This is a genomic window from Dietzia sp. CW19 (assembly GCF_014145265.1).
In the GTDB taxonomy this organism is placed as follows: Bacteria; Actinomycetota; Actinomycetes; order Mycobacteriales; family Mycobacteriaceae; genus Dietzia; species Dietzia natronolimnaea.
Map to the genome: position 1 here is coordinate 4,488 of NZ_JAALEE010000543.1, position 821 is coordinate 5,308.

The following is an 821-nucleotide window of genomic DNA, read 5'->3' on the forward strand; positions in this document are numbered from 1 at the left end:
GATCAATGGGGTCGGCGAAGGACAATCTCCAGATGTGACTATGCGTGCTAGAGCGGTGCTGATGATGCTATGAAGCCGGCGACGCCCCACCGGAGCTGCCCCTCGATCCGGCTCGTCGCACCGGGAACGGCAGAGGGGACTCAAATCAGTGCCTAGGATAGCTCCGGTCACCGCGTTCATGCGCAACTCATGGCGCACTCTCACCGCGATGCGCACGGCATTGATTCTGCTATTTCTGCTGGCGGTGGCGGCGATACCGGGGGCACTCCTGCCGCAGCGCAGCCTCAACCAGGGAAACGTCAATCAGTACATCGCGGACAACGGCTGGCTGGGGGAGTTCTTTGACAAGCTCCAGCTGTTCGACGTGTTCTCCAGCTGGTGGTTCACAGCCGTGTACGTGTTGCTGTTTATATCCCTGGTGGGCTGCCTGACACCGCGGTCGATTGATCTGGTCAAACAACTCAAGGCCCCGCCGCCGCTCGCCCCGCGTAACCTTGCACGCCTGCCGCATCATGCGGCGTACCGGACCACGGCCACGCCGGAGCAGGCTGCGGACCAGGTCCAAAAGAGCCTCAAGGGCTGGCGGGTCCGTCGCAACAACGGGGACGGTCGCGTGTCGGGCAGCATCGAGCTGTCCGCGGAGCGCGGATATGCGCGCGAGGTGGGCAACATCGTATTCCACTTCGGCTTGCTGTTCCTGCTGATCGCGTTCGCGGCCGGCAAGTTCGTGTACGCGGAGGGCATGCGGGTGATCATCGCCAACGAGGAAGCGCCGGCCTTCTGCAACACCACGCCTAGCCCCGCTGATTCATGGAGTGTGA

At 63.0% G+C, this 821-nt stretch carries 1 protein-coding gene; it reads left to right on the top strand.

All coding sequences use genetic code 11. From position 1 onward, the window contains the following. Positions 1-208: 208 nt before the first annotated feature. On the top strand, positions 209-821 hold a 613-nt coding region (locus G6021_RS15485; protein ID WP_241736609.1), incomplete at its 3' end, for a cytochrome c biogenesis protein ResB.